Origin of the sequence: Oceanibaculum sp., assembly GCF_022449305.1 — a bacterium.
Lineage (GTDB): Bacteria > Pseudomonadota > Alphaproteobacteria > Oceanibaculales > Oceanibaculaceae > Oceanibaculum > Oceanibaculum indicum.
Window position 1 is genome coordinate 1 of record NZ_JAKUSO010000018.1, and the last position, 21,687, is coordinate 21,687.

At 65.5% G+C, this 21,687-nt stretch carries 24 protein-coding genes and 1 tRNA gene; 9 read left to right on the forward strand and 16 right to left on the reverse strand.

From position 1 onward, the window contains the following. Nucleotides 1-162: 162 nt before the first annotated feature. On the reverse strand, nucleotides 163-2,040 hold the full coding sequence (locus tag MK313_RS07705; RefSeq protein WP_287780726.1) for a monovalent cation:proton antiporter-2 (CPA2) family protein: 1,878 nt from the start codon (nucleotides 2,038-2,040) through the stop codon (nucleotides 163-165). A gap of 139 nt (nucleotides 2,041-2,179) precedes the next feature. Between MK313_RS07705 and MK313_RS07710 the strand changes: the two genes are divergently transcribed. The 8 genes from MK313_RS07710 (at nucleotide 2,180) to MK313_RS07745 (ending at nucleotide 8,945) form a co-directional block, all read left to right on the forward strand. Further along, nucleotides 2,180-2,947, forward strand: a complete 768-nt coding sequence (locus MK313_RS07710) for an SDR family oxidoreductase (RefSeq protein WP_183077889.1) — start codon at nucleotides 2,180-2,182, stop codon at nucleotides 2,945-2,947. 471 nt (nucleotides 2,948-3,418) lie between these two features. Then, nucleotides 3,419-5,350, forward strand: a complete 1,932-nt coding sequence (gene uvrC / locus MK313_RS07715; protein WP_287780727.1) for an excinuclease ABC subunit UvrC — start codon at nucleotides 3,419-3,421, stop codon at nucleotides 5,348-5,350. Between the two features lie 42 nt (nucleotides 5,351-5,392). Next, nucleotides 5,393-6,037: a CDP-diacylglycerol--glycerol-3-phosphate 3-phosphatidyltransferase gene (gene pgsA / locus MK313_RS07720; protein ID WP_287780728.1), complete on the forward strand. Its 645-nt coding sequence runs from the start codon at nucleotides 5,393-5,395 to the stop codon at nucleotides 6,035-6,037. 25 nt (nucleotides 6,038-6,062) lie between these two features. Continuing rightward, on the forward strand, nucleotides 6,063-6,566 hold the full coding sequence (mobB, locus tag MK313_RS07725; protein ID WP_287780729.1) for a molybdopterin-guanine dinucleotide biosynthesis protein B: 504 nt from the start codon (nucleotides 6,063-6,065) through the stop codon (nucleotides 6,564-6,566). Nucleotides 6,567-6,579: 13 nt separating this feature from the next. After that, the gene (gene glp / locus MK313_RS07730) at nucleotides 6,580-7,851 is read left to right on the forward strand and encodes a gephyrin-like molybdotransferase Glp (RefSeq protein ID WP_287780730.1); all 1,272 of its coding nucleotides are present in this window, start codon (nucleotides 6,580-6,582) and stop codon (nucleotides 7,849-7,851) included. After that, nucleotides 7,848-8,099, forward strand: coding sequence for a molybdopterin converting factor subunit 1 (gene moaD, locus MK313_RS07735; RefSeq protein ID WP_008943473.1), 252 nt, complete (start codon nucleotides 7,848-7,850; stop codon nucleotides 8,097-8,099). Before glp ends, moaD begins: the two co-directional genes overlap by 4 nt. Nucleotides 8,100-8,103: 4 nt before the next feature. Then, a complete protein-coding gene (locus tag MK313_RS07740; protein ID WP_287780731.1) occupies nucleotides 8,104-8,592 on the forward strand; it encodes a molybdenum cofactor biosynthesis protein MoaE in 489 nt (162 codons plus the stop codon). A gap of 167 nt (nucleotides 8,593-8,759) precedes the next feature. Then, entirely contained in the window at nucleotides 8,760-8,945 is a 186-nt protein-coding gene (locus MK313_RS07745) for a Thivi_2564 family membrane protein (protein WP_008943475.1), read from the forward strand. A 2-nt stretch (nucleotides 8,946-8,947) separates the two neighbouring features. Here the strand turns inward: MK313_RS07745 and MK313_RS07750 are convergent, their stop codons facing one another. The 7 genes from MK313_RS07750 to MK313_RS07780 form a co-directional block, all read right to left on the reverse strand. Further along, nucleotides 8,948-9,922, reverse strand: coding sequence for an NAD(P)H-dependent flavin oxidoreductase (locus MK313_RS07750; protein WP_287780732.1), 975 nt, complete (start codon nucleotides 9,920-9,922; stop codon nucleotides 8,948-8,950). Between the two features lie 12 nt (nucleotides 9,923-9,934). Further along, a complete protein-coding gene (locus tag MK313_RS07755) occupies nucleotides 9,935-10,528 on the reverse strand; it encodes a PAS domain-containing protein (RefSeq protein WP_287780733.1) in 594 nt (197 codons plus the stop codon). Nucleotides 10,529-10,663: 135 nt separating this feature from the next. After that, nucleotides 10,664-11,620: an MBL fold metallo-hydrolase gene (locus MK313_RS07760; RefSeq protein ID WP_287780734.1), complete on the reverse strand. Its 957-nt coding sequence runs from the start codon at nucleotides 11,618-11,620 to the stop codon at nucleotides 10,664-10,666. Nucleotides 11,621-11,776: 156 nt separating this feature from the next. Beyond that, nucleotides 11,777-12,631 (reverse strand): universal stress protein, encoded by an 855-nt coding sequence (locus MK313_RS07765; protein ID WP_287780735.1) that lies wholly within the window; start codon nucleotides 12,629-12,631, stop codon nucleotides 11,777-11,779. A 13-nt stretch (nucleotides 12,632-12,644) separates the two neighbouring features. Then, nucleotides 12,645-14,150: a SulP family inorganic anion transporter gene (locus tag MK313_RS07770; protein ID WP_287780736.1), complete on the reverse strand. Its 1,506-nt coding sequence runs from the start codon at nucleotides 14,148-14,150 to the stop codon at nucleotides 12,645-12,647. A 182-nt stretch (nucleotides 14,151-14,332) separates the two neighbouring features. Beyond that, nucleotides 14,333-15,076, reverse strand: a complete 744-nt coding sequence (locus tag MK313_RS07775) for an SDR family NAD(P)-dependent oxidoreductase (protein ID WP_287780737.1) — start codon at nucleotides 15,074-15,076, stop codon at nucleotides 14,333-14,335. Between the two features lie 72 nt (nucleotides 15,077-15,148). After that, on the reverse strand, nucleotides 15,149-15,781 hold the full coding sequence (locus MK313_RS07780; RefSeq protein WP_121218677.1) for a trimeric intracellular cation channel family protein: 633 nt from the start codon (nucleotides 15,779-15,781) through the stop codon (nucleotides 15,149-15,151). Nucleotides 15,782-15,944: 163 nt separating this feature from the next. Here MK313_RS07780 and MK313_RS07785 point away from each other — a divergent pair, with 163 nt between their 5' ends. Then, a complete protein-coding gene (locus MK313_RS07785) occupies nucleotides 15,945-16,592 on the forward strand; it encodes a hypothetical protein (RefSeq protein ID WP_287780738.1) in 648 nt (215 codons plus the stop codon). A gap of 176 nt (nucleotides 16,593-16,768) precedes the next feature. Here the strand turns inward: MK313_RS07785 and MK313_RS07790 are convergent. From MK313_RS07790 to hisD, 8 genes are all read right to left on the reverse strand, one after another. Next, nucleotides 16,769-16,844, reverse strand: a tRNA-Phe gene (locus tag MK313_RS07790). 114 nt (nucleotides 16,845-16,958) lie between these two features. Beyond that, the gene (locus MK313_RS07795; protein ID WP_287780739.1) at nucleotides 16,959-17,180 is read right to left on the reverse strand and encodes a DNA gyrase inhibitor YacG; all 222 of its coding nucleotides are present in this window, start codon (nucleotides 17,178-17,180) and stop codon (nucleotides 16,959-16,961) included. A gap of 66 nt (nucleotides 17,181-17,246) precedes the next feature. Beyond that, nucleotides 17,247-18,455 (reverse strand): ribonuclease E/G, encoded by a 1,209-nt coding sequence (locus tag MK313_RS07800; RefSeq protein ID WP_287780740.1) that lies wholly within the window; start codon nucleotides 18,453-18,455, stop codon nucleotides 17,247-17,249. Further along, nucleotides 18,437-19,057: a Maf family protein gene (locus tag MK313_RS07805; protein WP_287780741.1), complete on the reverse strand. Its 621-nt coding sequence runs from the start codon at nucleotides 19,055-19,057 to the stop codon at nucleotides 18,437-18,439. The genes MK313_RS07800 and MK313_RS07805 overlap by 19 nt, the downstream gene beginning before the upstream one ends. Nucleotides 19,058-19,104: 47 nt before the next feature. Further along, nucleotides 19,105-19,323, reverse strand: a complete 219-nt coding sequence (infA, locus tag MK313_RS07810; RefSeq protein ID WP_008943488.1) for a translation initiation factor IF-1 — start codon at nucleotides 19,321-19,323, stop codon at nucleotides 19,105-19,107. Nucleotides 19,324-19,448: 125 nt separating this feature from the next. After that, nucleotides 19,449-19,892, reverse strand: coding sequence for an arsenate reductase ArsC (locus MK313_RS07815; protein ID WP_040706562.1), 444 nt, complete (start codon nucleotides 19,890-19,892; stop codon nucleotides 19,449-19,451). Between the two features lie 5 nt (nucleotides 19,893-19,897). After that, complete coding sequence (locus tag MK313_RS07820; protein WP_121218683.1) at nucleotides 19,898-20,383, reverse strand: UPF0262 family protein; 486 nt, start codon at nucleotides 20,381-20,383, stop codon at nucleotides 19,898-19,900. Nucleotides 20,384-20,388: 5 nt separating this feature from the next. Beyond that, nucleotides 20,389-21,687 carry a histidinol dehydrogenase gene (gene hisD / locus MK313_RS07825; RefSeq protein WP_287780767.1) on the reverse strand — a complete coding sequence of 433 codons (1,299 nt, stop codon included), beginning with the start codon at nucleotides 21,685-21,687 and terminating at the stop codon, nucleotides 20,389-20,391.

Below are 21,687 nucleotides of genomic sequence, written 5' to 3' on the forward strand. Positions count from 1 at the left end.
AGCAGCAGCAGACAGGTCACCGCCCCGCGCCAGAAGGCAAGCCCCACCGGCGGCTCCATCTCATGCACCAGCCGCGCCGTCAGCATGTTGCTGGCGAACATCGCCGGGGCGATGGCCAGCAGGATATAGGCCAGCCGCTGCTCTTTCATGAAAAAGCGACCATCAGGCGACGGCGCGCTTTTCGTCCTCGGCGGGCGGTTCCGCCTGCCGCAGCTCGTCCACCCGCTCCAGTGCCTCGCAGGCCGCCACGACCGGATCGACCGGGCGTTCGGACTCTGTCTCCATCTCTGACGCGGTATCGGTCTGGCCGTCGGCCTGGGTCGTGCGCCGGCGGCCGCTATCGACATGGCGGAAGGCATCGACCAGCGATTCGATTTCGGTTTCCGGCACGCCGATCTTCGCCAGCACCTCCGCCCCCAGCTGCAGGCTGGCCTCCAGCAGCTCCGGCACCGCGACATAGGCGCCCGCCGCCTCCAGCTCGCGCGTCGTCTGCGCGTCGGGCGAGCGCGCGAAGATCGTCAGGTTGGGGAAATCCTCGCGCAGCTGGCTGACCAGCGCCGGCAGATGCTTGTGGCGGTCCAGGGTAAGCACGATCCCCAATGCCTTTTCCGCCCCGACCAGCCGCAATATATCGCGCCGTCCGGCATCGCCGTAATAGACCGGGCGGCCATTGGCGCGGTTCTCTGCCACATTGGCGGCATCCATGTCGAGCATCGCCACGGTGACGCCCTGCGCCTCCAGCAGCCGCGCGATGATCCGCCCGAACCGCCCGTAGCCGGCGATGATCACATGGTTTTCCAGCTCGCCGCACTCGTCCGGCCCCAGCTCCTCCAGATGGCTGTTGTCCATATGCCGGGTCAGCCGGTCCACCACCAGCATCACCAGCGGGGTCAGCGCCATGCTGACCGACACCACGAGGAACATCATCTGCACGGCAAGAGGCTCAAGCACATTCGCCGCGACCGCAACGCCGAAGATCACGAAGGCGAATTCCCCGCCCTGGCACAGCAGCGCGGAGATGCGCAGCGACGCCAGGAGCCCCTGCCGGAACAGCAGCGCCAGGCCGAACAGCACCAGCATCTTCACCGCGATCAGCCCGCCGATCAGCAGCAGCACCGTGCCCAGATGATCGAAGGCCAGGGACAGATTGACCGACATGCCGACGGTCATGAAGAACAGGCCCAGCAGGATGGCGCGGAACGGCTCGATATCCGCCTCGACCTGATGGCGGAATTCCGATTCGGAGATCAGCAGGCCGGCCAGGAAGGCGCCCAGCGCCATCGACAGCCCGACCATCTGCGTCGCCGAACCGATGCCCAGCACCACCAGCAGGGTGAGCGCGGTGAAAATCTCCCGCGAGCCGACAGACGCCATCAGTCGGTAGAGCGGGCGCAGCAGCAGCCGGCCGATCAGCACGATGACCACAAGGGCAATCGCGGCCTTCACGATGGCAAAGACGAGGCTGAGGGCAATCGCCCCTTCAGAGGGGGCGCTCAGCAGCGGCACGATGACCAGCAGCGGCACCACCGCCAGATCCTGGAACAGCAGCGTGGCGAAGGCGGCGCGGCCATGGTGGGTGGCGAACTCGCCGCGTTCCTGCAGCAACTGCACCACGAAGGCGGTCGAGGACAGCGCCAGCGTGCCGCCGATCACGATGGCAGCCGGCAGGTCCAGCCCCACGGCGACGGCAATTCCGGCCAGCACCGTGCCGGTCACCAGCACCTGCGCCGTGCCCAGCCCGAACACCAGCTTCCGCATGATCCGCAGGCGCTCGAAGCTCAGCTCCAGCCCGATGGCGAACAGCAGGAAGACGACACCGAATTCCGCCAGATGCCGCGTGCCCTCGACATCGCCGACGAGGCCCAGCCCGAACGGCCCTATGAGCGCGCCGGCGGCAAGATATCCCAGCACCTGGCTGAACCGCAGGCGGCGGAACAGCGGGGCGAACATCACCGCGGCAATCAGGAAGACAAGAACATCGGCGGTTCCGGCGCCATGGATCGCGTCAGGATTCCAGATCAGTTTCGCGATATCGTCCAACAGCCCCGTCCCGGCAAAGATGGTGCGCCAACAGTAAGGCCCAACAGTAAGGCCAAGCGGCACCGGCTGTCAGCATCCGTTGCAGCAGCCTGCCGTGAAGCCGCTTGACCTTGCCGGCGGTCCACGTAGCTTGCTGCGCATGGCTGACAGCGATCCCTCCCTGCCCGATACCGTACCCACCTCCCTTCCCCGGGTGGCGCTGGTGACCGGTGCCGCCCGCCGCATCGGCCGCGCCATCGCGCTGGACCTGGCCCGGCAGGGCTGGGATGTGGCCGTGCATGCCAACAATTCCCGGGACGAGGCCGATGCGCTGGTGCGCGAGATCACGGCCTTTGGGCGGCGGGCCACGGTACTCTCGGCCGACCTGATGAATGAGGACGAGGTGGAAACGCTGGTGCCGAGCGCTGCCGCGGCGCTGGGCCCTGTCGGCCTGCTGGTCAACAACGCCTCGATCTTCGAGCAGGACGATATCGAAATCATGGACCGGGCGGGCTGGGACCGCCACATGGAGGCCAATCTGCGCGCGCCGGCGCTGCTGATCCAGCGCTTCGCCACGGCCTTGCCGCCGGAAGCGGAAGGGGTGGTGGTCAACATCATCGACCAGCGCGTGCTGCATCCGGGGCCGGACTTCCTGTCCTACACGCTGAGCAAATCCGGCCTGTGGACGCTGACCCGCACGCTCGCGCTGGCGCTGGCGCCGCGCATCCGGGTGAATGCCATCGGCCCCGGCCCTGTGCTGCAAAGCATCCATCAGTCGCAAGCGGATTTCGCGGCGGAGGTGGAGAGCGTGCCGCTGCGCCGGCAGACGGAGCTGGCGGAAATCTGCCGGGCCATCGCCTTCATCGTGCAGGCGCGCTCCATGACCGGCCAGATGATTGCGCTGGATGGCGGCCAGCATCTTTCCTGACGGGCCGGCGTCCACTGCGAAGGCCAACGGGCAATATCATTGCCAAAAGATGTCTATAATATGAAGGAACGGTTAATTATGGCGTTAAAATGACGCCGTAAGCGCTTCAAAAGCGGCGCTATTCCGGATTCAAAAGACCGCATTAGATGAAAGTTGTGCACAGCAAAAAACCATGGATTGGGAACGGCCGTGACTGTCAACGGGAAAAACTCCAGCCTCCTCATTTTCTCGGATTGACATAAAAAACTATAATGAAATCAAATATATAATTCTTTGCCTATTTTTTGAGCAATAACGGTGGAGTCCTAGGAAGCCCGTAACTGGCGCAATCACACCCCCTGCTTGCCCACAAAGTTATCCACAGGAATCGTGGATAGGCGGAAGAGTTCCCATGTTAACCAAGTGCTACGCCCTACACAGGCGCCGTGCAGAAGGGTAATAAGTCCGCCATACGGGTTAACGAGCAGACAGATGGCCAAGGCAGCACGCGACACCCATCCTTTTGAGCCGACGCCCGGCCGGGTTCCCGAACCCCGGCCGGCGGACACGCCTGCGGTCTCGCTGGAGCGCGGCGTGGCGGTGCTGAAAGCGAAGCTGCGCACTCTGCCCAATGCACCCGGCGTCTATCGCATGCTGGATAAGCGCGGCGACGCGCTCTATGTCGGCAAGGCGCGCAGCCTGAAGAAACGCGTCGTCGCCTATACCCAGCCCGAACGCCTGCCCTACCGGTTGCAGCGCATGGTGGCCGAGACGGTGACGCTGGAGGTGGTGGTCACCCACACCGAGGTCGAGGCGCTGCTGCTGGAGAGCAACTACATCAAGCGCTTCATGCCGCGCTACAATGTGCTGCTGCGCGACGACAAGTCCTTCCCCTACATCCTGATCAGCGGCGACCATGATTTCCCGCAGATCCTGAAGCACCGGGGATCGCGCGGCCGCCCAGGCGACTATTTCGGCCCCTTTGCCTCGGCGGGGGCGGTGAAGCAGACGCTCACATCCCTGCAGCGCGCCTTCCTGTTGCGCAACTGCACCGACAGCATGTTCGCCAGCCGTACCCGGCCCTGCCTGCAGTACCAAATCAAGCGCTGCACCGCGCCTTGCGTCGGTTATGTGACGAAGGAGCAGTACGCCGAGCAGGTGCGCGAGGCGCGCGACTTCTTCAGCGGCAAGAGCCGGCAGATCCAGGAGATGCTGGCAAGGCGCATGCAGGCGGCCAGCGACGCCATGGATTTCGAGGCCGCCGCCCTGTTCCGCGACCGCATCCGCGGCCTGTCGCACATCCAGTCGCACCAGGATGTGAATGTCGCCGGGCTGGAGGATGCCGACGTGATCGCCGCCCATCAGGAAGGCGGGGCGACCTGCATCCAGGTCTTCTTCTTCCGGGGCGGCCGGAACTACGGCAACCGCTCCTACTTCCCGAGCCACGAAAAGAATCTGGAGCTGCCGGCAGTGCTGGCGGCCTTCATCGGCCAGTTCTACGACAATAAGGAGCCGCCGCGCGCCATCCTGCTGAGCCATGTCCCGGACGAGCAGGAGCTGCTGGCCGAGGCGCTGGCGGTCAGCGCCGGCCACAGGGTCGAGCTGGCGGTGCCGCAGCGCGGCGCCAAGCGCAAGGTGATCGACCAGGCGGTGACCAACGCGCGCGAGGCGCTGGGCCGACGGCTGGCGGAAAGCAGCTCGCAGCGCAAGCTGCTGGACGGGGTGGCCGCCGCCTTCGGGCTGGACGGACCGCTGGACCGGGTGGAGGTTTATGACAATTCCCACGTCCAGGGCACCAACGCCATCGGCGCGATGATCGTCGCCGGACCGGACGGGCTGATGAAGAACGCCTACCGCAAGTTCAACATCCGCGCCGCCGAAGTGGCAGGCGACGATTACGGCATGATGCGCGAGGTGCTGACCCGCCGCTTCGCCCGCGCGCTGAAGGAGGACCCGGACCGCGAGACCGGCGCCTGGCCCGACCTGGTGCTGATCGATGGCGGGTTGGGGCAGCTGGGTGTGGCCGTCGAGGTGCTGGCGGAGCTGGGCATCGAGGATGTGCCGCTGGTCGCCATCGCCAAGGGGCCGGAGCGCAATGCCGGGCGCGAGCGCTTCTTCATGCCGGGCCGTGAGCCGTTCAGCATGGAGCTGCGCGACCCGGTGCTGTATTTCCTGCAGCGGCTGCGCGACGAGGCGCACCGCTTCGCCATCGAGACCCACCGCGCCAAGCGGGCGAAGTCGCTGCAGCGGTCCAGCCTGGACGATGTGCCGGGTATCGGCGGCAAGCGCAAGAAGGCGCTGCTGATGCATTTCGGCTCCGCCCGCGCGGTCGAGCGTGCCGGGCTTGCCGATCTGGAGACTGTGGAGGGAATCAGCCGGGCGACGGCAAAAAAAATCTATGACCATTTCCACGACGAAGGGTAGGATCGGCTGACGCCGCCCGAAGCGAAGAGAATCGGGGCTTCTATGCTGACCAGCCTGCCAAATCTGCTCACCCTGTCGCGCATTGCCGCGATACCGGCTCTCGTGGCGCTCCTGTTCTTCGATGCGCCGCTCTACCGCTGGCTGGCCTGCGGCCTGTTCGTGCTGGCCGCCGTCACCGATTATTTCGACGGCTATTTCGCGCGGACCATGGGGCAGATATCCGCCTTCGGCCGGTTCCTCGACCCCATCGCCGACAAGCTGTTCGTCGCCGCCGCCCTGCTGATGCTGGTGCATGCCGAACGGGTCAGCGAACTGAGCGTGCTGGCGGTGCTGGTCATCCTGTGCCGCGAGATACTGGTCTCCGGCCTGCGCGAATTCCTGGCCGGCACCGCGGCCAGCCTGCCCGTCACCTGGCTGGCCAAATGGAAGACCGGCATCCAGATGGTCGCCATCGCCGTGCTGATCGTCGGCGAGGCCGGCAATGGCGTGCTGAACCCGCTGCTGCCCATCGTGCTGCCGATCCAGACGATTGGCGAGGTGCTGCTGTGGCTGGCCGCCCTGCTGACCCTGATCACCGGCTATGATTATCTGCGCGCCGGCATCCGCCACATGCAGGCGGAAGATGCGCGTGACAGCGTGGCTCGGACCGCCATGAAGCCCGCGCAATCGACCCCGCCCGCAGAGTGATGTTCCGCAGCCCCATGGACAAGCGATGAGGATTTTCGGCATTGCCGGCTGGAGTGGCAGCGGCAAGACCACCCTGCTGACCGGCCTGATCCCGCTGATCGTGCGCGCTGGAGTCACGGTTTCCACGGTGAAGCACGCGCATCATGCCTTCGATGTGGACAAGCCTGGCAAGGATTCCTACCGCCACCGCGAGGCCGGCGCCACCGAGGTGATGATCAGTTCCGCCGCGCGCTGGGCGCTGATGCACGAGCATCGCGGCGCGCCGGAGCCGACGCTCTCCGATCTGATCCGCAACATGACGCCGGTGGACCTGCTGCTGGTCGAGGGCTTCAAGCATGAGGGCCACGAAAAGCTGGAAGTCTATCGCCCGTCGGTCGGCAAGCCGCCGCTCTACCGCGAGGATTCGAAGGTGGTGGCGGTCGCCAGCGATGCTGCTCTGGCCGATGCAGCAGTGCCGGTGCTGCCGATCGACGATCTGGATGCCATCGCCCGGTTCATTTTGACCCATTGCGGTCTGGCCGCGCGCTGACCAGTATCTTGCCATGGCACAGCTTACCGACGACTGCTTCGCCTTTGGCGGCCGGCTGGTTCCGGTCGAGGAGGCGCTTGCCGATTTGCGCAGCCGGCTGACACCGCTGACGGATGTCGAGACTGTGCCGTTGCGCAAAGCGCTGGGGCGCTGCCTCGCCGCGCCGCTGACAGCGCGGCTGAATGTGCCGCCGCACGATAATTCTGCCGTCGATGGTTATGCCGTCTATTTCGACGATCTGCCGGCCGAGGGCGAGGTGCGGCTGCCGCTCGCCGGCCGCGTCGCCGCTGGTCACACGCTGGACGGCCCAGCCAGGCGCGGCACCGCCATCCGCATCTTCACCGGCGCACCGATGCCGCCCGGCAATGGCGATGCCGGCCCCGATACGGTAATGATGCAGGAGGATTGCCGGGAGGAGGATGGGCATGTCGTCATTCCCGCCGGCATCAAACGCGGTGCCAACCGCCGCAAGGCCGGCGAAGATGTGCGGCAGGGCGATGCCATCCTGCGCCAGGGGCAGAAACTGCGTCCGCAGGATATCGGCCTGGCCGCCGCGCAGGGGCTGACGGAACTGGCCGTGCATGCGCCGCTGCGCGTTGCGATTTTCTCGACCGGCGACGAGGTGCGCGATCCGCCTGCCCCGCTGCCCGCCGGCGGCATCTACGATTCCAACCGCTTCACCCTGGCGGCCCTGCTGGATGGCATGGGCTGCGCCGTCACCGACCTCGGCATCCTGCCCGACGACCGGCAGGCGATTACCGATGCGCTGGAGAAGGCTGCCGGGTCGCATGACCTGCTGATCACCTCCGGCGGCGTCTCCGGCGGCGAGGAGGATCATGTGAAGGCCGCCGTCGAGGCGCTGGGTTCGCTCCATTTCTGGCGCCTCGCCATCAAGCCGGGGCGCCCGGTGGCTCTGGGCCAGGCCCGGGGCACCGCCTTTATCGGCCTGCCCGGTAATCCGGTCGCGGTCATGGTCACCTTCCTGCGCGTCGCCCGGCCGATTATTGAACGCCTGTCGGGCGCCGAGGAGAGCGATCCGAAGCTGTTCCCGGTGCTCTCCGGTTTCGACTACAAGAAGAAGCAGGACCGGCGCGAATATGTCCGCGTGCGGCTGGAGCGGCGCAGCGATGGCCAGCTTGTCGCCCACCGATTCGAACAGGACGGGGCCGGTGTGCTATCCTCCATGGTCGCCGCCGACGGGCTGGTCGAATTGCCCGAGGAGGCGACGCGGATCGCGGCCGGTTCCGTGGTTCCCTATCTGCCGTTCAGCGAGGTCGGACTGTGAAGCTGCTCTATTTCGCCTGGGTACGCCAGAAGATCGGCACTGCTGAGGAAGAGGTGACGCCCCCCGCCGAGGTCACCGATGTGGCCGGGCTGCTGGACTGGCTGAAGGCGCGTGGCCCCGGCTATGCCGAGGCGCTGAAGGATGCCCGCGTGGTGAAGGTCGCGGTGAACCAGGAATATGTCCGCCCCGACCATCCGCTGAAGCCGGGCGACGAGGTGGCGATCTTCCCGCCGGTGACGGGAGGCTGAGGCAATGATCCGGGTGCAGCGCGAGGATTTCGACATCGGCGCGGAGATTGCGGCGCTGACCGAGGGCAACCATGCCATCGGCGGTGTGGCCAGCTTCACCGGCCTGGTGCGCGACATGGCCGGCAATGCCGGAATCGGCGCGATGACGCTGGAGCATTATCCCGGCATGACTGAGAAGGCACTGGCCCGCATCGAGGCGGAAGCACAGGAGCGCTGGCCGCTGCAGGCCAGCCTGATCATCCACCGCTATGGCAGGCTGGAACCCGGCGACCGCATCGTGCTGGTGGTGACCGCCTCGGCACACCGGCAGGCTGCCTTCGAGTCGGCCATGTTCCTGATGGACTATCTGAAGACCCAAGCCCCCTTCTGGAAGCTGGAAGAAACCGGCGAGGGCGCGCACTGGGTCGATGCCCGCGAGAGCGACGATCAGGCACTGGATCGCTGGGCGCCAAAGGCTGGACCATTGGGCGGTAAGGCCGACGCCGCGGAATAGGCCACCGCACTTTTCTTTATCCCCAAGAGAACCATTCCCGTCCTTCTGCGTTATTTCAGGACAAACCAAGAGATCGCGCCCTATCACAAGGCCATTTCCTTGGTCGTTCGGAATAATTTTAACCCTGCCTCAGATACTTCTTTAGGCGCAGGGTCAGGAGGACAGAAATGTCGGTTCTTTCGTTGATTCTTACTCTTGTGATCATTGGTGTCGTGCTGTGGGCGGTGAACCGCTACATCCCGATGGACCACAAGATCAAATCGATCCTGAACATCGTCGTGGTGATTCTGGTGGTGATCTGGCTGCTGCGCCTGTTCGGCGTGCTGGGCGGCAGCGTCCCGACGATCAACTGAGGCTAGGCAAGCAGGCCGGCGGCGCTCCTCAGCGCCGCCTCGGCCTCCCCCACCATGCGTTCCAGGAGAGTGGCGGCCGGCGCTACATCGGCAATCAAATCGGCCCCCTCTCCGGCGAACACCCCCATGATTTCCAGATCCTGTGCGGCGATGGCCTGGTTGTAGCGCTCCACCGCCGCCTTGCCCTCGGCGGCCAGTGCCGTCTCCCGCCCCTGCCATTCTGCCGTCAGCGCGTTGCGCGCGCCGCGGATGGTGAAGGGCTTCGGCCAGTCCTTTTCCCGCACGATATCGAACACGCTGGTGCGCAACGTATCGTCGCCGCCGATTTCGGTGATGCGGCGCTTTACCGCGTCCGGCGCCAGCGATTCGGTGGCGGCGTAGAAGCGCGTGCCGGCCAGGATGCCATCCGCGCCCAGCATCAGCGCCGCAGCAAGGCCGCGCCCGTCGGCGATGCCGCCCGCCGCCAGCACCAGCGTTTGCGGCGCGTCCCGGCGGACCAGATCGACCACCGCCGGCACCAGTGCGATGGTGCCGCGTGTCGCCCCGTGACCGCCAGCCTCCGTGCCCTGCGCCACCAGAATATCGGCGCCAGCAGCCAGCGCCTCGCGCGCATGGCCCAAACTCTGCACCTGGCAGATCAGCGGGATGCCCGCCGCCTTCACCTTCGGCGCGAAGGGGGCCGGATCGCCAAAGGACAGCATCACCGCCGCCGGCCGGTGCTCTAGCGCCAGATCCAGCAGCTGCGGCTGCTGCGCCAGGGACCAGGTGATGAAACCGCAGCCCACGCGCTGGTTGCCGGCCGCCGCCAGCTCGCGCCGCAGCCAGTCCGCATCGCCATAGCCGCCGCCGATCATGCCAAGGCCACCGGCCCCGGTGACGGCGGATGCCAGCGCCCCGCCGGAAACCAGCGCCATCGGCGCCAGCAATACGGGATGGCGCAGATCGAGGCGCTCGGTCAGGCGGGTGCGGATCGGCATGGAGAAGTCCCGTCAGGAAGGAGTAGCAGAAAGATTGGCAAGCGGGATCAGCAGGCGGTTCGGCTGCTCCAGGATCGCATCCTGGCCCACCGTATCGAAATGGTAGCTGGCCGCCCCCCAGATGAAGCGGGGAACGCCGTCCTCACCCAGCGCCGGAAGCAGCAGCCGCTCGCCGATGCCAAAGCGCTCCAGGCTCTGCAGATAGACCCGGCCAGTCATATAGCCGATGCCCGGCATCGACAGGATGGCCTCGTGATGCGCCATGACGTCCGGCGCGTTCTGCACCCGGATCAGCTTGGCGAGGGAGCAGCCGACAATCGGGCGGTCATACATGCTGCGCACATCGTCGCCCGCCAGACGGCAGATGAACTCGTCCTTCGCCAGCCGCTCATAGATCCAAACCTTGGGCAGGGCGCGGTGAAAGGCCAGCGGATCGATCTCCGCCTTGCGGATCACCCGTCCGCCTTCCCGGTAATGACCCAGAAAGTAATCCAGTATCTGCCGCAGCAAGGGGTCGATGTTCTCCGGCAACCGGTCGTCCAGCCGATAGGCGCCGCCTCTGGCACCCTGAACCGTTACCCGCCGATTGCGCTTGTCATAGACCATGGAACTGGCCGCGTTCTGTTAGGCAGCATCCCCTGCGGCCAGCCTAGAGACTTTCGCCCGGCCGTGAAAGCATCCGAGCACAAAAACGGGCGCTCCTGTCAGGAGCGCCCGTTTCCATTTGGCCTCAAGAGCCGATCAGCAGCCCGATACACATTTCGCAGCACCGTCGAACACCATGGTGCGGCCGGACAGCGGCAGGTGCACCGGCGCCGACACCGCCTTGGCGAAGATGTCGGTGCGGCTGCCGGCGATCAGCTTGCCGCCCTCGGTGGAGGGCTGGTTGGCATGCGACGGGATGACCGCCGCCGGCTTGATCAGCTCGTTCACCACATAGGCCGCCTCGGTCGGGCCGGTAGTGAAGGTGTCGCCGATATTCATGACGACCAGCTTCGCCTTGTACTGGTCACCCACCACCACCTGCTGCTCGGCGGTGACGCCGGTATCGCCGGACAGGTAGGTGACGAGGCCGTTGCTGAAGGTCAGCACATAACCGGTCGGCGGGCCGGCATAGGCAGTCAGTCCCGCCTTAGAGAGCATCTCGGCGAACGGGCCGCCGATCATGCCCGGCGCGATGCCGTTGGAATGCGCCGCCGGCACGGTGGTGATGGTGACACCGCCGACCTTTCGCGAGGCGCCGAAGCGCACCAGCTGCGAATTCTGCGGATCGGCACCCACCTCCTTCAGCTTGGCGGCGAAGAAGGACGGCATCTCGCTGCCGGTCACGATCTTGGCGTTCTTGGCGGCGGCGATCTTCACCGACAGCGTGTCGGGCAGCGCCACGGTGGCGATGTCCGGCCGGCCGCAGGCCCCTGCCCCGGCTGCCGGAATGTGCCGGTCGCCGACATGGTCGCCATGCATGTGGCTGACCAGCACGGCGTCGATCTTGCCGAGGCGCGGATCCTCCGCACCGGCGACCGTACGCCCGGCATCGTACAGGATGCGCGTGCCGTCCGGGTCCTCGAAGACCATCGCCCGGTCGAAGCTGCAGAACTCACCCTCATGGCTTCCCAGCGGCGTGATCTTCACCGTCGCGGCATGTGCCGCGCCCGCAACCATGACGCCCAGCACCGCGGCGGCCGCCGCGGCGGGCACGCAAAAGCCCCTCATTTTCATCTCGGTCTCTCCCTGACAGGCGTACTCATGGCCTGACGGCCATCGTCGCTATTGATCTAGGGCACTACGGAAACGCGTCCAGCCGCCCCTTCAATCTCAAGCTACCACGGTGCGGGCGGGTGGATAATGGCCATATTAGCGAAACAGCATGACCGGAACGAGACAGGAGCGGATCATCTCCGTCGTGGTGCTGCCGATGATCAGGGTGCGGATGCGGGAATGGCCGTAGGCGCCCATCACCAGCAGGCCGATACCCTCCTGCTCGATGGTGCGGGCGATCACCGCATCCGGCTGGCCGGCCTCGACACCGGCGGTCACGCCATAGCCGGCGGCCCGCAGCTTCGCCGCCGCTGCCTCCAGCTTCGCCGTCATCGCACTATCCGGCTGGCCGGCCATCAGCAGCCGGCAGGCGAGGCCGGGGAACAGATGGCCCTGCGCGATATGGTCCACTGCCTTGTCGGCGCTCGCCCCGCCATCATAGGCGATGAGGAAGCTGCCGACTGGCCTGAAGGCGCGCGAGGCGACCAGCACCGGCTTGTGCGAGGCGCGCACCACGCGCTCCAGGTTGGAGCCCAGATGCAGGCTGGCGAAATCCGCCGCCTCGCCGCGCTTGCCGATCAGGATCAGGTCGGCCTGCGGCTCGAACTCCTGCACCGTCTCCAGCAGGTCGCCATTGCGCAGTTTGGTCGTCACGTCGGCGATGCCGGCCTGCGCCAGGCGGGCCTTCGCTTCCTCCAGGATCAGCCGGCCGCGCTTCTGCGCCAGCTTCGCCTGCTGTTCGTCGAGGCTGGCGAGCTCGGCGAGCAGCGTGTCGCGCGCATCGGCATTCAGATTGCCGCTGAAATCCGCCGGCACGCTGGACACGGTGCGCCGGCCCAGCACATGCAGCAGATCGACCGAGGCTTTCGTGCGCTCCGCCACCCAGGCGGCGTGGTCGCACACGCTTTGCGTATAGATCGAGCCGTCGATCAGCACGAGCAGCTTGGTCATGGCGGTTCCTTCCTCAGTGCCCCATCAGGCGTTCGAGCGCGCCGGGCTTGTCGTGGATGCCGAGCCTGTCGACGATGGTCTCGCTGGCCTTGTTGAGGCCGATCAGTTCGACCTCTGCCCCTTCGCGGCGGAATTTAAGCACGACGGTATCCACCGCGGCGACACTGGAGATATCCCAGATATGCGCGCGACTGAGGTCGATGGTGACCTTCTCCAGCGCCTCCTTGAAGTCGAAGGCGGCGGCGAAATCCTCGACCGAGGCAAAGAACATCTGGCCCTCGACGACATAGGTGCGCGCCGCGCCATCCCCGGACAGGGTGGAGCTGACGCGGAAGATCTGCGCGATCTTCCAGGCGAAGAAGATGCCCGACAGCAGCACGCCGACCAGCACGCCGATGGCGAGGTTGTGCGTCGCCACCACCACCACCACGGTCGCCAGCATGACGATGCTGGAGCTGCGCGGATGATCCTTCAGATTGCGGATCGAGACCCAGGAGAAGGTGCCGATGGACACCATGATCATGATGGCAACCAGCGCCGCCATCGGGATCTGCTTCACCCAGTCGCCCAGCACCACGATCAGGAACAAGAGGAAGATGCCGGCGCAGAAGCAGGACAGCCGCCCGCGCCCGCCGGATTTCACATTGATGATCGACTGGCCGATCATCGCGCAGCCCGCCATGCCGCCGATGAAGCCGGTGGCGGTGTTGGCGAGGCCCTGGCCGATACATTCGCGGCGCTTGTCGCTGGGCGTATCCGTCAGCTCATCCACGATGGAGGCGGTCATCAGCGATTCCAGCAGGCCGACACCGGCGATGCCCGCCGAATAGGGCAGGATGATCCACAGCGTCTCCAGCGTCAGCGGGATGTCGGGGATCAGGAAGAAGGGCAGCGTCGAGGGCAGCTCGCCCATGTCGCCGACCGTGCGCACCTCCAGCCCCAACCCGATGGACAGGCCGGTCAGCACCAGGATGCAGACCAGCGGCGACGGCACGATGCGGGTCAGGCGCGGAAACAGGTAGATGATGGCTAGCCCGCCGGCGACCATCACATAGGTCAGCCACGGCACGCCGATCAGCTCCGGCAGCTGCGCCAGGAAGATCAGGATCGCCAGCGCGTTCACGAATCCGGTCATCACCGAGCGCGAAACGAAGCGCATGACATAGTTCAGCTTCAATATGCCGGCCAGTATCTGGATCAGCCCGGCCAGCACGGTGGCGGCCAGCAGATATTGCAGCCCGTGTTCCTTTACCAGCGTGACCATCAGCACGGCGGTCGCCGCGGTGGCCGCGGAAATCATGCCCGGCCGACCGCCAACGATGGCGATGATGACGGCGATGGAGAAGGAGGCATAGAGCCCGATCTTCGGATCGACACCGGCGATGATCGAGAAGGCGATGGCTTCGGGGATCAGCGCCAGCGCCACCACCAGACCGGCGAGCACGTCGCCGCGGATATTGCCGAGCCATTCATGGCGCAGCCGTCCGAAAAAATCATGCGGAAGGGAAAGTCGCGTCAATGGTCTCTCCGGAAGCAGGCACGGGTGATGCTGCGGCGCAGCATGGCTATGCCTACCGGCCCAGACCTGACAGGACAAGCCTTAAGGCCGTCGCCCCGCAAGGACGCAGCGATGTTTCCGCACCGGCAGGCTGCGGAACGGATTCTTGCGCTTTTCCGCCCAGAATGGCGCACCCGGCGGCGCTACACGATGCCGCCATTCACATGGATAACCTGCCCGGTGACGTAGGAGGCCGCCGGGCTGCACAGGAAGCCGATCATCGCCGCCACCTCCGCCGGCTCCCCCGGACGGCCGAGCGGGATATGCTCGATCAGCGGCTTCATCTCCGCATCATCGTAGAACTGTTCGGTGTCGGCATCCTTCAGGATCAGCCCCGGCGCCACGCAATTGGCCGTCACCTTGTAGGGCGCCAGCTCCACCGCCAGCGCGCGGATCAGCGCCTCCGACCCCGCCTTGGCCGAGGCCGAGGCCGGGCACAGCGGATAGTTCGGGCGGAACACATGGGCGTTCAGCGTGCTGATGGCGACGATCCGCCCGTCCTGCGACAGCTTCAGCGCCGGCAGCGCCCGGTTCGCCATCTGGAACAGCCCGCCCAGGATAATGTTGTAGCAGCGGTCGAGATCGGCCCGCTCCAGCGCGCCGAAGCGCTTCAGCTCCGGGAAGCCGGCATTGGCGACCAGCACGTCCAGCCCGCCCAGCGCCGAGACCGCCTCGTCGATCAGCCGGTCGGCCTCCGCCGCCTGCGTGAGGTCCGCCAGCACGATATGGGTCTCGGCCCCCTTCTCCCGCAGCTCCGCCGCGACGCGCGCGCAGCCCTCGCGGTTCTTCAGCGCGTGCAGCACGATGGAGGTACCCGGCCTGGCCAGCTGCCGCACCGTCGCAGCGCCGATGCCGCTGCCCGACCCGGTTACCAGAATGCGCCTCATCTCCGCCTCCTCCCGTTTTTGCCCTTACTTGGAAGTCAGTCTAGGGGCAGGACGGGGGCCGGAGATAGGGGTTTAGAGAATATCTTCCGGATTGCGGCCCGGCCGCGCCTTGTAGGAGGCCAGCGACCAGCCGAAGGCCAGCGCGCCGCTGCGGATGAACAGCGCCACGGCGAAGCCGGACCCGGCGGCCAGCGGCAGCGGCAGCCCGGCAAGGCTGGTACCAACATAGACAAGCCCGCCGGCCAGCACGGCGGTGATGTAGATTTCCTTGCGCATGAGGACGGAGGGTTCGCCCGCCAGCACATCGCGCAATATGCCGCCCAGCGTGCCGGTCAGCATGCCCATAACAACGGCGACCACGGGCGAGCCGGTGACCAGCAGCCCCTTATAGGCGCCGAACACGCCATAGGCGGCCAGCGCCACCGCATCCAGCCACAGCAGCAGGCGATAGCGCGATTCCAGCAGATGCGCGGTGAAGAACACGCCGATCGCCGTCGCCGCGCAGATCAGGATATGGAGCGGCTGTTCGACCCAGAACACCGGCACGCCCAGGATCAGGTCGCGCGCCGTGCCGCCGCCGATGCCCGTCACCGTCGCCAGGAACAGGAAGCCGATGATGTCCAGTTCCTTGCGCGAGGCCGACAACGCCCCCGTCGCGGCGAAAAGGGCAATGCCCAGAAGGTCCAGAAGGATCGCGCTGTTCATGGGGGTGTTTTAACGCAAGGCAGCAGCCCACGGCAGGGGGAAAGAGAGGAAGCGGTTATTCCACTTTCACGCGCGGCTGACACGCTTGGCATTTCGATTGTGCCGCCGATACCGCCACCATCGGGGCTTGCCGGAACGCAGTACCGCAGGCAGCATGGGGAGTATGAACTTCAAGAATAACTGGCCGCTGTTTCTTCTGGTAGTCACGCTCATAGTCGCCGTGACCATGATGGCTCAACCATGGCCAATAATTTGGCCAATCGAAGCACACGCACGAGTGCATTGGGAAACAATTATTGCAGGCGCAATAAGCGCTTTCGGCTCTCTGATCGGCGGTGGCTTTGTTATTGTTATTTATTTCCTCACACAAAGAAGCTTAATTGCAGAGAGAAAAAAGAACAAGGCATTAATACATTACGGCCATGTCCAACAAATTATTAATAATTACTCAAGAATTGCATATTCACTTGAATTTATCCAATTTCATAAGCAGGAAGATGAATTTAAAGATGGAGAATTAAAAGTAATATTCAAAGAATCAGAAGGAGCAATTAAAGAATACAAAACACACTCAGATATAGAATTAATATATTTACCAAAAAATATACGCCATCATGTAAAAAATAGAGATAAAGACATCGCGCGCGCAGAAAAATTAATAAAAATCACTACAAGCGATTTTCTCTCACTGAAACACAAAGACATAATTAGAAACATGAACTCTCTTGTAAATATATCAAAAATGCTTAAGTCCACGTTGATTGATTTAGATGATTTCCGATCATCCCTTCTGGAAAACATTGATGACTAGCATCATATCGGTGAGATAGCCGCTCAGTCATACCGGCACGATAATCATCACTTCACACCAAAAAGCAAGGCTCCGTCGCCGCCCATTACGCTGAACGGTCGTTCAAACTGTCAAAATCAGTGTCAAAAGGAACAAAGGGGAGCCGCGTTCGGGCTGCATAACCCTTTGAAAAGAAATGGTGCCCAGGGACGGAGTCGAACCGCCGACACTGCGATTTTCAGTCGCATGCTCTACCAACTGAGCTACCTGGGCTTGGCGCATCGTCTGCACCGTGGCGATATCGCTCGCCGGGCGGGATTGGCTTATAGGAAATTCCCGGGGGGCTGTCCAACATTTTCCGGCCAGCGCGCCTACGAAAATGTCATATCAGTTTTCGCTGTCCTCCAGCCGGCGGGCCAGTGCCTCGATATCGGCCTCGTCCGGCTCCTCCTCGGTCGGCAGGGTGTAGGTGCCGCCGAGCCAGCGCCCGAGATCGACCTGCTGGCAGCGCTTCGAGCAGAACGGCCGGAAGGTCTCGACCGCCGGCTTCCTGCAGACCGGGCAGGCGGCCTGCTTGCGGCGGCGCGGCAGGTGATGGATTTCGGCCATGTCTGTTCCCGTGGGCTGGTCCGGTGTCATGCGTCCGTCCGCAGATAGGCCAGCCGGGCCGATCCGTCAACCGGCGCGCAAGACCGCCAGCTGGTGGGCCAGCGTGTCACGGTCGCGCGGGCGGATGATCTCGACCAGCCCGCCGCGCGTGAAGCCCAGCAGCTGCGTTGTCACCCGGTCGCCGGCCAGCGCCGCGCGCAGCGCCTCCAGCAGCTTGTCGCGGTCGTCGCGGCGGTCGAGCCGGGGGAAGTCCACCAGAATGAGGCCGGAAAGCTGGCGCAGGCGCAGCTGCCGGGCGACTTCCGGAACGGCGGCGAAGGCGGCCTCGCGCGGGTCGCGCTCCGCCCCGTTCACATCGATGGCGACCAGCGCCTCGGTGGGATCGATGGCCAGCGCCCCGCCGCCCGGCAGCGGCACGATGCGCTCCAATGCTAAAGCAATCTCCTCCTCCACCCCCTCGCGGGCGAACAGCGGGTCGTGGCCGCGATAGCGCACGATGTTGGGTAGCAGCTCGGGCCGGTGCTTCTCGCACCAGCGCGTCACCCGCGTATGGCCGGCCAGATCGGCGCAGAGGATGTCCGCCTCCGCCGGCAGGTGCGGCAGCAGCAGCTCCAGCGCACCCGGCGGCCGGTCGATCAGGGCCGGCGGCTTCGCCTGCGCGGCCTTCGCCTGGATCGTGCGCCAGCGCCCGGCCAGCGCCTCCAGCTCCGACTGGATCGTGGCGGCATCAAGGCCGGCGGCGGAGGTCCGCACGACGATCCCCTCCTGCTTCGGCAGGTCCAGCGCCAGGGCGGCATCCAGCGCGGCGCGGCGCAGGCGGGAGCGCTCCGCCTTGCCGGGAATGCTGCGCGAAACGGCGACGCCGGGCAGGCGCGGCGTCAGCACCAGATGGTCGCTGTGCAGCGCGATATCGGCGGACAGCGTCGGACCCTTGCCCGCACTCTCATCCTTCACCTGCTGAACGAGGATGGCCTCGCCCTCGCTCACCAGCCGGGCAATCGGCGTGCCGGCGGGCATGTCCGGCTTCAGCAGCCGCGCCGCGCGGGCCGGCAGGAAGCCCGGCTCCGCCTCGCCGGTATCGACGAAGGCGGCGTCCAGCCCGTGCGACACCTCGATAACGCGCCCCAGCAGGGTCCAGCCGATGCGGCTCTCATGGCCGGCGGCCTCGATTATCAGTTCGATCAGGGAACCGTCGCGGCACAGCGCGATGCGGGTCAGGCCGGGGCCGACCTCCAGCAGCAGGGTATCGATGCCCTCTAGCCCTGCCCGCGACATGAGTTGGCCTCAAGACAGGGATAACCATTGCCGCTGAGCAGCCCGTAGGTCTCGTGCAGCGGCAGCCCCACCACATTGCTGTAGGAGCCGACAATCTGCCGCGCGAACACGGCGGCAAAACCCTGGATGGCATAGCCGCCGGCCTTGCCGCGCCATTCGCCGCCGGCGAGGTAGAAGGCAATCTCCTCCGCCGCCAGCCGCTTGAAGGCAACAGCAGTGGTGATGGCCCGCGCGACGGATTTGCCCTTGGGCGTAACGAGGCAGACGCCACCGATCACCCGGTGCCGGCGGCCGGACAGCAGCGCAAGGCAGGCCTTCGCCTCGGCCTCTGTCTCCGCCTTCGGCAGGATGCGCCGCCCGCAGGCGACCACCGTATCGGCGGCCAGCACGAAACAGCCCGGATGACGCGCCGCGACGGCCGCAGCCTTCGCCTCGGCCAGGCGTTTCGCGTGATCGACAGGCAGTTCGCGGGGCAGCGGCGTCTCGTCGATATCGGCAGGGTCCACCGCGGCGGGGACGATGCCAATCTGCGCCAGCAGGTCGAGGCGGCGCGGCGAGGCGGAGGCGAGTACCAGACGGGCCGGCGGTTCGGGCGCGGTCATGCCCCTTCTCCCAGTTCCGGCACGGGGTTATCCGGCAAGGATGCCGGTTACTTGAAGCGGAAGGTGATGCGGCCCTTGGTCAGGTCATAGGGCGTCATTTCGACATTCACCCGGTCACCAGCCAGCACGCGGATCCGGTTCTTGCGCATCTTGCCGGAAGTGTGCGCGAGCACTTCGTGATCATTGTCCAGCTTCACGCGGAACATCGCGTTCGGAAGCAATTCGACGACCGTACCGGAAAATTCGATGACGTCTTCCTTTGCCATAGGCATCCCTTCTTGTGGAAAAAATCGCCCTGTTGTGGTGCCGAAACTGCCGCGAGGTCAACCTTTTTCAAGCGGATTGCGCACAGGACCGCCATGAGGCCCGCGCATTTCTTGTGTGGTTCCAGTCAAACCGCCGATTTCGGTGCGGCCGGAAAGCGTTCCCTGATGCGTTTCAGCAGCGAATCCCGCACATCGCGGTAGGCGTTCAGCACTGCCTCGCGGCTGCCCTCGATGGCGGTGGCGTCCAGCGTCGGCCAGTATTCGACGTCGCAGGCCATGGTGCGGGTCATCTCCACCGCGCGGTGCTGCGCCTCCGGCGACAGCGAGATCACCAGGTCGAAGGACCCGTCCAGCAGCTCGTCGAAGGTCTTGGCGCGGTGGCGTGCGATATCGAGGCCGATCTCCCGCATCACCTCGACCGCAAAGGGGTTCACCTCGGACGCCCTGACGCCGGCTGAGTCGACGTAGATGTGCTTGCCATGCAGCGATTTCAGGATCGCCTCGGCCATGGCGGAGCGCACCGCATTCTGTGAACAGGCGAACAGGACGGAACCCGGCAGGTCACGCATCTTCATCACCCCCGGATATGCAGGACGCAGACGAGGGTGAACAGGCGGCGCGCCGTCTTGAAGTCGATCTCCACCTTGCCGGACAGCCGTTCGCGCAGCAGTTCGGAGCCTTCGTTGTGCAGGCCGCGCCGTCCCATGTCGATGGCCTCGATCTGCGAGGGCGAGGCGCGCCGGATCGCCTGGTAATAGCTTTCGCAGATCGTGAAATAATCCTTCACGATGCGTCGGAAGGAGCCGATGGCCAGCTGCACCTCCGCCACCCGCAGCTCGTCGGTGGTGCGGATATCCATCACCAGCCGGTTATCCTCGATGGACAGGCTCAGATGATAGGGGCCGCCCTCGTGCCCGGCCGGCGCGAAGCTGTTGTCCTCCAGCAGGTCGTAGATCGCGACCGCGCGCTCATGCTCGACCTCGGGGCTGCGCCGGACAACCGTACGCTCGTCAAGCGTGATCCTGACGAGCCGGCGCCGATCCTGCCCCGCGTCGCTCACACCGGTCAGCCTCCGCCACCGAGCCGGATGGCCACGGACCGGGCATGGGCGTCCAGCCCCTCGGCCACCGCCAGGGTGACGGCGGCGGGGCCGATGCGGCCCAGGCTGGCGGCATCGCAGCGGATCAGCGTGCTGCGCTTCATGAAGTCGAGCACGCCAAGGCCGGAAGAGAAGCGCGCCGTGCGCGAGGTCGGCAGCACATGGTTCGGCCCGGCAACATAATCGCCCACCGCCTCCGGCGTGTGCCGGCCAAGGAAGATGGCACCGGCATTGCGGATCTTCGCGGACAGCGCCTCGGGATCGGCGACCGCCAACTCCAGATGCTCCGGCGCGATCTGGTCCACCAGCGGCACGGCATCATCCAATGCCGGCACGGTGATGATGGCGCCGTACTTCTCCCAGCTCTGGCGGGCGATGGCGCCGCGCGGCAGCACGGCAAGCTGGCGCTCCACGGCGGCGGCGGCGGCATCGGCGAAGTCGGCATCGTCGGTAATCAGCACCGATTGCGCATCGTCGGAATGTTCGGCCTGGCTCAACAGGTCGGCGGCGATCCAGTCGGGATCATTGTCGCGGTCGGCGACCACCAGGATTTCCGACGGGCCGGCGATGGAATCGATGCCGACGGTGCCGAACACCTGACGCTTGGCCTCCGCTACATAGGCGTTGCCCGGGCCGACAATCTTGTCCACCGGGCGGATGGTCTGGGTGCCATAGGCCAGCGCGCCGACCGCCTGCGCGCCGCCCAGCCGGTAGATTTCCGTGACGCCGGCCAGCTTCGCGGCGGCCAACACCAGCGGGTTCAGCACGCCGTCCGGCGTCGGCACGGTCATCACGATGCGCGGCACGCCCGCCACCTTGGCCGGCATGGCGTTCATCAGGACAGAGCTGGGATAGGCGGCCAGCCCGCCGGGCACATAGAGGCCGACAGCTTCCACCGCGCTCCAGCGCAGGCCCAGCTCCACCCCCTCCGGATCGGTATAGGCGAAGCCGTCCGGCAATTGACGGCGATGGAAGGATTCGATGCGGGCGGCCGCCACTTCCAGCGCCGCGATTTCTTCAGCACCGCAGGCGGCAAAGGCGGCATCCACCTCGGCCGGCGTCACGCGCATGGTCTCGGCGGTCAGGCTCACCCGGTCGAACTTGCGCGTATAGTCCAGCACGGCGGCATCGCCCTCGGCACGGACGCGCGACAGCACATCGCGCACCACGCCCATGACATCGACGCCATTGTCGCGATCCTCAGCCAGAAACGCCGCGAACTCATCCGCGAAGCCGGGCGCTGTGGCATCCATCCTACGTGGCAT